The sequence below is a fragment of the Pseudacidovorax intermedius genome (assembly GCF_001476815.1).
GTDB classification, from domain to species: domain Bacteria; phylum Pseudomonadota; class Gammaproteobacteria; order Burkholderiales; family Burkholderiaceae_C; genus Xenophilus; species Xenophilus intermedius_A.
The window spans coordinates 24,736-34,362 of the sequence record NZ_LDSL01000151.1 but is presented as its reverse complement, the minus strand read 5'-3'; the positions used below and the strand labels follow the sequence as shown (position 1 = coordinate 34,362).

Sequence of the window (9,627 nt, the reverse complement as noted above, 5' to 3'; positions counted from 1 at the left end):
GCAGGCGGCCGAGCATGGCGACGTCGTAGGCCAGCAGGTCGTCCGCCGCCGGGTCGGCCGCCCCGCCCTGGGCCAGCCAGGCCAGGCGCCGGGCGCGGGCGCGGTGCGGCCACTGCGCGAGCGGCCGGCCGTCCAGCCGCACCGATCCGGCCGTGGGCGCCAGCAGCCCGGCCATGAGCCGCAGCAGCGTGGACTTGCCGGCACCATTGGGGCCGACGACGCTGGTCCAGCGGCCGGCGCGCAGCGCCAAATCGATGCCGTGCAGCACGGGCGTGCGGCCCAGGCTGGCGTCCACGCACTGGAGCGCCAGCACGGGCGACGGATCGGCAGCCGCTGCACCGGGCCATGGCGCCGCGCCCGTCATGCCGCGCCGCTCCGCGTGCGCCGGTGCATCAGCACCAGCAGGTAGCTGCCGCCCAGCACCGCCGTCAGCACGCCCACCGGCAGTTCCTGCGGCGCGATCAGCCAGCGGGCCAGCAGGTCGGCCGCCATCAGCAGCAGCCCGCCCATGAAGGCCGACAGCATCAGCAGCCAGCCGTGGGTGGTCTTGACCATGGAGCGCACCAGGTGCGGCGCCGCCAGGCCGACGAAGGCGATCAGCCCGGTCTGCGCCACGGCGGCGCCGGTGGCCAGCGACAGCACGGCCACCAGCGCCACGCGCATGGCGGGCAGCGGCAGGCCCAGGCTGGCGGCGGTGGCCTCGCCCAGGGCCAGGCCGTCGAGCACCGGCGCCAGCAGCCGCGCGGCGAACAGGCACACGGCCAGCGCCACGGCCATGACGCCGCAGGCCGTCCAGCCCACCAGCGCGGTGTTGCCCAGCATGAAGACCACCAGGGCCTGCAGCACGTCGGCTTCGGCCAGGGTGAGCAGGTCCTTGGCGGCGCCCAGCACCATGCCGACGATGACGCCGGCCAGCAGCAGCCGCAGCGTCTGCTGGGCGCCGCGCGCCAGCGTCAGGGTCAGCAGCACGGCGGCGACGGCGCCGGCGAAGGCGGCCCCGGTCAGGCCCAGGCGCACGCCCCAGGCCGCCGCCGCGGGCGGGCCGCCGATGGCCGTGAGCGCCAGCGCCACGCCCAGGCCGGCTCCGGAGGCGCTGCCGAGCAGCCAGGGGTCGGCCAGCGGATTGCGGAACAGGCCCTGCGCCACCGCACCGGCCAGCCCGAGCAGCCCGCCCGCCAGCCACGCGCCCACGGTGCGCGGCAGGCGGATGTCTCGCACGATCTGCCAGGCCACCGGGTCGTGGGCCAGCTGCCACAGCCGCTCGGCGCCGGTGCTGCCGACGGCCGCGCCCAGCAGACCCAGCAGCAGCGCGGCCGCGAGCAGGGCCAGCATCAGCAAGGGGGCGCGGCGGGTGTTCGGCATGGACGGATGGCGCAGGGAATCAGTCCGCCAGCGGCCGGCCGGCCAGGCAGTCGGCCATCAACCGCGCGGCCTCGCCCAGGCGCGGGCCGGGGCGCACCAGCACGTCGGACTGCGCGGCGCTGAAGCGGCAGATGCGGCCGTCGCGCACGGCGCGGATGCCGGCCCAGCCGGGCCGCTGCTCCAGGCCGACGGCGCTGCGGGCGCCGACCATGATCAGGTCCGGGTCGGCCCGCACCACGAACTCGGGGTTGAGCTTGGGAAAGGGCCCCATCGCCGCCGGCACGATGTTGCGCGCGCCCAGGCGGGTCAGCGTCTCGCCCATGAAGGAGCTCTCGCCGGCCGCGTAGGGGCCGTTGTTGACCTCGAAATACACGCGCTGACCGCGCCGGGCTTCGGGCACCGAGCGGGCGGCGGCGTCCAGGTCGGCCTGCAACCGCTTCCAGAGCACGGGCGCGCCCTCCACGCCCAGCAGCGTGCCGACCTTCACCATGACGCGTTCGACGTCGGCCTGGGTCTTGGGCTCGAGGACGGCCACCGTCAGGCCCAGGGCCTGCAGCCGCTCCACCACGCGCGAGGACTTGGCGGCCAGCACCAGGTCGGGCCGCAGCGCGACCACGGCCTCGACGTTGGGATCGATGCCGCCGCCCACCTGGGGCAGCTTGCGCACCGGATCGGGCCAGTTGGAATAGCGGTCCACGCCGACCAGGCGCTCGCAGGCGCCGAGCACGCAGACCGTTTCGGTCAGCGAAGGCAGCAGCGCCACGATGCGCTGCGGCGGCTGGGCCAGGCGCACGGTGGCGCCGCGCTCGTCCACCACCTCGACGGGGGCGGCGTACAGGGCCGGCAGCGCGGCGGCCAGCAGCAGGGCGGTCACGGCCCGCCTGAAGGCGCTGCAGGCTTGCAGGATGCGCCGGAACTTCATGCGGTCTCCTTCACGGTCAGGGGCAGGCCGGCCACCATCAGCGTCACGCGGCCGCAGGCGGCGGCGACGTGCTGGTTGAGCTGGCCCAGGGCGTCGACGAAGGCGCGGGTCTCCTCGCCGAGCGGGATCACGCCCAGGCCGATCTCGTTGCCGACCAGCACCACCGGCCCCGGCGCCCGCTCCAGCGCCGCCACCAGCAGCAGCGACTGGGTGCGCCAGTCGGGCAGCGGGGCGCGCTGCGGGTCCAGCTCGGGCGGCATCAGCAGGTTGGTGAGCCACAGCGTGAGGCAGTCGACCACCAGAAGCGTGTCCGGCTGGCTCAGGGCGCCGAGCAGCTCGGGCAGGCGCAACGGCTCTTCCACCGTCTCCAGGCCGGGCACGCGCTCGGCGCGCTCCTGGCGGTGGCGTTCGATGCGCCGGGCCATTTCGCCGTCCCAGGCCTGGGCGGTGGCCAGCAGCACGGCGCGCCGGTCGGGCGCCGCGGCCAGCCAGCGGCCGGCGGCGGCTTCGGCGCGGCGGGACTTGCCGCTCTTCTGGCCGCCGAGGATGAATTCGTGGACGGGCATCGTGCTCATGCCGCCGATGTTCGCAGGGGCGCGCCGTCGAAGAGGCGCGCCGCGGCGGCGGGCTCGGACGGGAACCAGGCGTGGAAGTAGCTCGCGCGTACCGGGCCCTGCCCGTACAGCGCTTCGCCGGCATCCGGCTGCGGCGCGGCACCGGGCCGGGCGCTGCGGGCCGCGGCCGGCAAGGCCGTCTCGCAGCGCGAGTAATGGAAGGTGTGGCCGCGCAGCGTGCCGTCCTCCACCGCCAGCCATTGCGGCCCCAGGCCCGCCAGGCGCGCCTGCATCACGGTGCGGCCGGGCAGCAGGCCCCACAGGCGATGGGCGGTGCCGGCCTTGTCCACCAGTTCGTCGAACAACGCCATCATGCCGCCGCACTCGGCCCAGATGGCACGGCCCGCGGCGGCATGGGCCTGCAGCGCGTCGCGCAGGTCGGTGCGTTCGGCCAGGCGGGCGGCATGCAGCTCGGGATAGCCGCCGGGCAGCCACAGCGCATCGCAGGCCGGCAGCGCATCGCCCGCCAGGGGCGAGAAGAAGGCGAGCCGCGCACCCAGGGCCCGCAGCAGGTCGAGGTTGGCCTCGTAGACGAAGCAGAAGGCCGCATCGCGCGCCACGGCGATGGTGCGGCCCGCCAGCAGCGGCGGCAGCGGCGCGGCCGGCGGGGGCGCTGTGAATTCCACCTGCGGCAGCGCGGCGGGCGCGCGCTGGCCCAGAGGCGTGGCGGCCAGGGCATCGGCTGCCGCGTCGAGGCGGGCCAGCGCATCGCGGAGTTCGGCGCTGGGCACCAGGCCGAGGTGGCGTTCGGGCAGGCCAAAGTCCGCGCTGCGCGGCAGTGCACCCAGCCAGTGGCCCGGATCGCGCAGCGCGCCGCGCAGCATGCCGGCATGGCGCTCGCTCGCCACGCGATTGGCCAGCACGCCGGCCCAGGGCAGGCCGTCCTGGTAGTGCTGCAGGCCGTGCGCCAGCGCGCCGAAGGTGCCAGCCATGGCGCCTGCATCGATCACCGCCACCACCGGCAGGCCGAGACGGCGCGCCAGATCGGCGGCGCTGGTTTCGCCGTCGAACAGGCCCATGGCGCCTTCGACGACGATCAGGTCGGCCTCGCCGGCGGCGGCATGCAGGCGCGCGCGCACGTCCGCCTCGCCGTTGATCCACAGGTCCAGCCCGTGCACCGGCGCGCCGGTGGCCAGGGCCAGCCACTGCGGATCGAGGAAGTCCGGCCCGCACTTGAAGGCCCGCACGCGGCGGCCCTGCCGCGCATGCAGGCGGGCCAGGGCCGCGGCCACGGTGGTCTTGCCCTGGCCCGAGGCCGGGGCCGACACCAGCACGGCCGCGCAGGTGCGCGCCACCGCCGCGTGCGGCGGCTCTGGCGTGGCTGCGGCGTTCAGCGCGGCGTCCACTTCAGGCCGACGTAGGCCGTGCGGCCCGCGGTGGCGTAGTTGTTGGCGAGCACGTAGTTCTTGTCGGTCGCGTTGTCCAGCCGCGCCAGCAGGCGCAGGTCGGGCCGCAGCTGCACGCTGGCGTACAGGTTGAGCAGGCCGTAGCCGGCCAGCGGCACCTTGTTGGCGGTGTCGTCGAAGCGGCGCGAGGACAGCTGCACCTCGGCGCCCACGGTCCAGATGCCCTGCGTCCAGTCGCCGGCCAGGTTGGCATAGCGTTTGGCGCGGCGCGGCAGCTGCAGGCCGGTGTCGGAATCCTTCGGGTCCTGCACGTCGAGGGAACCGCGCAGCGTGAAGTGCTCGCCGAAGCGGTGGTCGGCCGCCAGCGTGGCGCCCTGGTAGACGGCGCGGCCGATGCTGGCGTAGCAGCCGAACGGCTGGCCGCAGGCGGTGTTGGTGCCGGTGAAGACGATCAGGTTGCGCACCCGGTTCTCGAACACCACCAGGCTGGCGTTGGTGCGGCCGTCGCCGTAACGCAGGCCGACCTCGGCATTGCGGCCGGTCTCGGGCTTGAGGCTGGCGTCGCCGTACTCGCTGAAGCGCTGGTAGAGCGTGGGCGCGCGGAAGGCGGTGCCGGCCGAGACGGTGGCGCGCCAGTTCTTCACGAACTCGTAGCCGTAGGAGGCGCTGCCGGTGGTCTTGCCGCCGAATTCGCTGTCGTCGTCGTGGCGCAGGTTCAACTGCACGGTGTGCGCGCCCTGGTGGTAGCCGTAGCCCAGGGCCACGGCGTCCTGCGCGCGGTCGCGCCGCAGCGTCCTGCGCCAGTCGGTGAGCGAGGGGTTGGTCAGCTCGTCCTCGCGGCGCTCCAGCGCAGCCGTGACGCGGTGCGCGCCGTACGTCAAGTCGTTCTGCAGCAAGTAGCCGCGCAGCTGCGTCTCGGTGATGTAGGTGGTGGTGGGCCGGCCGGCATAGCCCGCCGCCACGCGGGCCGAGGTGGTTTCGTAGCGCGAGCTGCTGTCGGTGACCTGCAGCAGCGTCTTCCAGTGCTCGGTCCACTGCGCCGTCCAGCCCAGGCCGGCGGTGCGCAGGTGGTAGAGGCTGCGGTCGTCGGTGGCCGTGGCGGGTCGGTAGCTGCTGCCGGAGGTGGCGTCGTAGCCGGCATTGGTGTTGTTCTCCAGCACCGTGGCTTCCACCCGGTGCTGCGCATTGATCTGGTAGCCCAGGCGCGCGTTGGCCGAGGTCGAACGGTAGAGGTCGGCGTCGGGATTGTGGTTGACGTTGGGCGTGCGCACGTCGAAGCCGCGGCTCTCGGCATAGGCCGTGCCCACCGAATAGTCGAAGCCGCCGGCCGCGCCGGAGAAGCCGGCCTGCGCATCGTGCGTGGCGCGGCTGCCCGCGCCGACGCTGGCGTAAGGTGCGAAGCCGCCCTCGCCCTTGCGGGTGAAGAGCTGCACCACGCCGCCGATGGCGTCGGAGCCGTACACGGCCGCGGCCGGGCCGCGCAGCACCTCGATGCGCTCGATCTGCGAGAGCGGCAGCGCCTCCCAGGTGGCGCCGCCGGTGGACTGCGAGTCGATGCGCACGCCGTCCAGGTAGACGGCGGTGAAGCGGGTTTCCGCGCCGCGCAGGAACACGCCGGTGGTGTTGCCGATGCCGCCGTTGCGCACGATCTGCACGCCCGGCAGGCGCGCCAGCAGGTCGGCCACGCCGGTGGCGCCGCTGTTCTCGATGGTCTGACGGTCGATCACCGACACGTCGGACACCAGCTGCGACAGCGGCGTCTCGACACGGGTGGCGGTGACCACGGTTTCCTGGAGGGTGGGGGTCTGGGCGATGGCGCCCAGGGGCGCGGCCAGGGCGAGGGCCAACGCGGCGGACAGGGGCGAGGGACGGCAGGTGCGCGGCAAGGCGCGCGCAGACAAAACGCGGACGGTCATGGAATGTGGAAGCCGGGGCTTCGTGAAGCATGTCCCTGGCCGGCCTCCCCGCCGGCGATGGGACGTCATGGCTGCGCGAATCGCTTCTCCACGATGCGGCAGCCGCCTGTGTTGGCCGGTATCCGGGCTGGCAGCGCGCGCCGGCCGCCTTCCCAGGCACCGCGTTTCGACGGCACCCAGTGGCTTGCGTGGACGGCGTGGCGCACGTGGAGGTCCACGTGCGCCGGCTGCTTCACCGTTGCGGGGGCAGCGCAGGCTGGCCAGGCTGCGGACCGGTGGCCGCACGATCCCGCGCCGCGAGGCGAGAAAAGTGGCGGTGGTCCGCAGCCGAAGCGCACACCCGAGGCATGCGCCGGCTCCTGCTTCCCGTTGAACTGCGACGCGCGAACCGCGCCGCGAGCACCAACAACGGCGCGCATTGTAGGCAGACGCCGCAAGCTGCCCGCCTACAATCGCCGACCATGTCTGCACCGAGCCCCATCGATCAGATCGCCGACCGCGTGGAGCGCCTGCTCGTGCGCCACGAGGAAGTGCGGCGCACCAATGCGCTGCTGCAGCAGCAGGTCGAGGCGCTCACCCGCGAACGCGACGCGCTGCGTGCACGGCTCTCCACCGCCCGCACGCGCATCGATGCCATGCTCGAACGGCTGCCCGCCGACTCCGGCACCTCCTCTTCCATCACGCCGACGCCATGAATCAGATCGAGGTCCGGATCATGGGGCAGAGCTACCTGCTCGCCAGCCCCGACGACGGCGAAGCCGCCCTGCGCGAGGCCGTCGCGCGCGTCGACGAGGCCATGTGCCGCATCCGCGATGCCGGCCGCGTCAAGGCCCGCGAGCGCATCGCCGTGCTGGCCGCGCTCAACCTGGCCTACGATCTGATCCAGCGCGAAGCCGCACCGACGCCCGCGGCCGCAGCACCGGCAGCCACGACCGGCAGCGAAGGGGACGACGAACGCGCCGAGCGCCTGGTGCAGCGGCTCGACCAGGCACTGGCGGGCGACGGCCTGCTGCTCTGACGCGGCGTCCGCGTCGGGCCTTGGCGGGCCGCGCGGCGAAGGGCTGCGAATGCCCTACTCCAAGCCTTCTCCGCACGCAAGCAGCCAAGGCGCAGGCCGCCGCGCCAGGCCTGCCGCAGACGCTGCGCGAACACGCGCCGCACTGCACTTTCCAGGCACTTCTTCGGCCGCACTGCAAGTGCGCCGGCACAAGGCCAACATGCGGCACGGGACTCTGCCGCAGGCCGATTTCGCGGGCATAGAATGAACTCGTCTGCGGTGCCGCCGGGCTTTATATTTCCTTGAACCAATGCTCTATGGAGCCCGGGCTTGGTACATCGCTTGGCAAGCGTGATCATCTCGCGTCAGATGAACCCAATGCCATGCTGCCCTCGCCCACCTGAACCCTGCGTTCAGGATGACGGTCCGGTCGCATTCGCAGACACCTAATTCTTCAACGGCCCCTGCGCGGGGCCGTTGTCATGTCCGGGCCCTTCGCAGTGCGCGGCGCGGCCGGGCATGACGCACAACAACGACCCGGAGGCCTTCTTCCCATGAGCATCGAACCCCTGCTGATCGTCGAACTCGGCCTGCTCGGCCTGGGCGCCGGCTTCCTGGCCGGCCTGCTGGGCATCGGCGGCGGCATGGTGATGGTGCCCTTCCTCACCTACATCATGAGCACGCGCGGCGCGCCGGCCGACCTGTCGGTGAAGATGGCCATCGCCACCTCGATGGCGACCATCATGTTCACCTCCATCAGCAGCGTGCGCGCCCACCACAAGCGGGGCGCGGTGCGCTGGGACATCGTGCGCCGGCTGGCGCCCGGCATCGTCATCGGCAGCCTGGTCGGCAGCCTGGGCGTGTTCGCGCTGCTCAAGGGCTCGGTGCTGGCCATCTTCTTCGCGCTGTTCGTGGGCTTCTCGGCCACGCAGATGTTCCTGGACAAGAAGCCGGCCCCCACGCGCCAGATGCCCGGCACCGGCGGCCAGCTGGCGGCGGGCGGCGTCATCGGCTTCCTGTCGGGGCTGGTGGGTGCGGGCGGCGGCTTCATCAGCGTGCCCTTCATGACCTGGTGCAACGTGCCCATCCATGCGGCCGTGGCCACCAGCGCGGCGCTGGGCTTCCCCATCGCGGTGGCCAACGTCGTCGGCTACGTCATCAGCGGCTGGTCGGTGCAGGGCCTGCCGGCCGGCGCCTTCGGCTACATCTGGCTGCCCGCACTGGGCGTGGTGGCGGTGTGCAGCGTGCTGATGGCCCCGCTGGGCGCCCGCGCGGCGCACGCGCTGCCGGTCAAGAAGCTCAAGCGCGTGTTCGCCAGCGTGCTCTACCTGCTGGCCGCCTACATGCTCTGGAAGGGCCTGACGGCCTGATTCCAGGCTGGCCGCCGCACGGCTCGTACCAGGACTTCGGCCCGTCGCGCGCGCCCGTTTAGGGTTACGTCTTCGGCCCAGTCACCTTGAAGTTCGGTGACCGAATGTGGATGCTCGTATCCACGGCGATGGCCTGAATTCTGAAACCTGGACTCACTAGAGGGATGGAAGTGAACAGGTACACGGAAAAGGAGACCGTCAATACAGTCCACTCGCCAGTGCTGCGATGGCCAGGCCATGAGCCAGCGACGCGGCAGGCAGGCCGGCACGCCGGTACACGAGTCCGGCGATCAGCCCTTCGATCAATGTAAAAACCAGCACTGGTAAGCCTACGCGCGTGACGATCGTCGCCAGCCACGCATGACACAGGCTGAACAGCACTGCCGCCACGACCGCCGCGCGCATCGGTGTCATGTGCTCCGCCAAACGCTGCTGAAGCATGGCCCGAAACAGCAATTCTTCATAAGCGTTGCCCAAAAGTGCGAAAACGGTGATCGGCCCAAGCAGGGCCGCATCAGGCTTCGGAAGGGATGGCAACCTAAGTGCCATCTTCAGCGCTGCAGCCGCCACGGTGATGGTCGCCGCGCCAAGCCCACCCCACACCACCGACGCCACAGGACGCACTCCCCGCCACCACTCCACCCGCTCGAGCGAGGCGACGCCCACTAGCAACGCGACCGACATGCCCGCCAACGCAAACAGCACGGGCACTGGCGCGGTCAGCCGCATAGAACCCGCATCAATTTGCCAGAAGCCCGCGGGGCTCATCGCATCCCGCGCGAAGATGAAGAATAGGACGTGCACCGCAAGCCGCGCGCGACCCAGCACGCGCGGAATGGCCATCAGCAGAACCAACGCGAGCATGCCCGCTGGCAGAATCAAAAAAAGGTAGTCGAAGAGCGACAAAGGCGATGAGGCCATCGGAGCAACATATGTCTTCGCAAACCGCCACATCTTTAGTGGTCGCTGTGATCTAAGCAAGAGAGTGGCGCGCTTCAGCGCGAGTGTGGCGGCCCGAGCGGACGCCGACTTTGTCACTGTCGAGGTTCTTCAGGTTAATGACTTCCGTGACGGGAGGCAGCGGCGGTAAATTAGTGACT

General features: G+C 72.0%; 10 protein-coding genes. 3 read left to right on the top strand and 7 right to left on the bottom strand.

What is annotated here, in order from left to right:
* The 6 genes from NS331_RS21490 to NS331_RS27250 form a co-directional block, all read right to left on the bottom strand.
* On the bottom strand, window positions 1-313 hold a 313-nt coding region (locus NS331_RS21490; protein ID WP_242873850.1), incomplete at its 3' end, for an ATP-binding cassette domain-containing protein.
* A gap of 47 nt (window positions 314-360) precedes the next feature.
* Window positions 361-1,362 (bottom strand): FecCD family ABC transporter permease, encoded by a 1,002-nt coding sequence (locus tag NS331_RS21485; protein ID WP_058643982.1) that lies wholly within the window; start codon window positions 1,360-1,362, stop codon window positions 361-363.
* Between the two features lie 19 nt (window positions 1,363-1,381).
* Window positions 1,382-2,284 (bottom strand): ABC transporter substrate-binding protein, encoded by a 903-nt coding sequence (locus tag NS331_RS21480; protein ID WP_058643981.1) that lies wholly within the window; start codon window positions 2,282-2,284, stop codon window positions 1,382-1,384.
* Entirely contained in the window at window positions 2,281-2,859 is a 579-nt protein-coding gene (locus NS331_RS21475) for a bifunctional adenosylcobinamide kinase/adenosylcobinamide-phosphate guanylyltransferase (RefSeq protein WP_058643980.1), read from the bottom strand. Before NS331_RS21475 ends, NS331_RS21480 begins: the two co-directional genes overlap by 4 nt.
* On the bottom strand, window positions 2,856-4,244 hold the full coding sequence (locus NS331_RS27255) for a cobyrinic acid a,c-diamide synthase CobB (protein WP_440589400.1): 1,389 nt from the start codon (window positions 4,242-4,244) through the stop codon (window positions 2,856-2,858). The genes NS331_RS21475 and NS331_RS27255 overlap by 4 nt, the downstream gene beginning before the upstream one ends.
* On the bottom strand, window positions 4,229-6,160 hold the full coding sequence (locus NS331_RS27250) for a TonB-dependent receptor domain-containing protein (protein ID WP_058643979.1): 1,932 nt from the start codon (window positions 6,158-6,160) through the stop codon (window positions 4,229-4,231). Before NS331_RS27250 ends, NS331_RS27255 begins: the two co-directional genes overlap by 16 nt.
* 461 nt (window positions 6,161-6,621) lie before the next feature.
* Here NS331_RS27250 and NS331_RS21460 point away from each other — a divergent pair, with 461 nt between their 5' ends.
* The 3 genes from NS331_RS21460 (at window position 6,622) to NS331_RS21450 (ending at window position 8,527) form a co-directional block, all read left to right on the top strand.
* The gene (locus tag NS331_RS21460; RefSeq protein ID WP_058643978.1) at window positions 6,622-6,855 is read left to right on the top strand and encodes a hypothetical protein; all 234 of its coding nucleotides are present in this window, start codon (window positions 6,622-6,624) and stop codon (window positions 6,853-6,855) included.
* The gene (locus NS331_RS21455) at window positions 6,852-7,178 is read left to right on the top strand and encodes a cell division protein ZapA (protein WP_058643977.1); all 327 of its coding nucleotides are present in this window, start codon (window positions 6,852-6,854) and stop codon (window positions 7,176-7,178) included. The genes NS331_RS21460 and NS331_RS21455 overlap by 4 nt, the downstream gene beginning before the upstream one ends.
* A gap of 533 nt (window positions 7,179-7,711) precedes the next feature.
* Complete coding sequence (locus NS331_RS21450) at window positions 7,712-8,527, top strand: sulfite exporter TauE/SafE family protein (protein WP_058643976.1); 816 nt, start codon at window positions 7,712-7,714, stop codon at window positions 8,525-8,527.
* Window positions 8,528-8,725: 198 nt separating this feature from the next.
* On the opposite strand, the gene NS331_RS21445 is transcribed toward NS331_RS21450, so the two are convergent.
* Complete coding sequence (locus NS331_RS21445; protein WP_058643975.1) at window positions 8,726-9,448, bottom strand: CPBP family intramembrane glutamic endopeptidase; 723 nt, start codon at window positions 9,446-9,448, stop codon at window positions 8,726-8,728.
* Between the last annotated feature and the right edge of the window lie 179 nt (window positions 9,449-9,627).

Excerpts from the sequence above, each read along its gene's own strand:
- NS331_RS21460 (WP_058643978.1), top strand. The coding sequence starts at position 6,622 with ATGTCTGCACCGAGCCCCATCGATCAGATCGCCGACCGCGTGGAGCGC.
- NS331_RS27250 (WP_058643979.1), bottom strand. The coding sequence starts at position 6,160 with ATGACCGTCCGCGTTTTGTCTGCGCGCGCCTTGCCGCGCACCTGCCGT.
- NS331_RS21455 (WP_058643977.1), top strand. The coding sequence starts at position 6,852 with ATGAATCAGATCGAGGTCCGGATCATGGGGCAGAGCTACCTGCTCGCC.
- NS331_RS21445 (WP_058643975.1), bottom strand. The coding sequence starts at position 9,448 with ATGGCCTCATCGCCTTTGTCGCTCTTCGACTACCTTTTTTTGATTCTG.
- NS331_RS21480 (WP_058643981.1), bottom strand. The coding sequence starts at position 2,284 with ATGAAGTTCCGGCGCATCCTGCAAGCCTGCAGCGCCTTCAGGCGGGCC.
- NS331_RS21485 (WP_058643982.1), bottom strand. The coding sequence starts at position 1,362 with ATGCCGAACACCCGCCGCGCCCCCTTGCTGATGCTGGCCCTGCTCGCG.
- NS331_RS21475 (WP_058643980.1), bottom strand. The coding sequence starts at position 2,859 with ATGAGCACGATGCCCGTCCACGAATTCATCCTCGGCGGCCAGAAGAGC.
- NS331_RS21450 (WP_058643976.1), top strand. The coding sequence starts at position 7,712 with ATGAGCATCGAACCCCTGCTGATCGTCGAACTCGGCCTGCTCGGCCTG.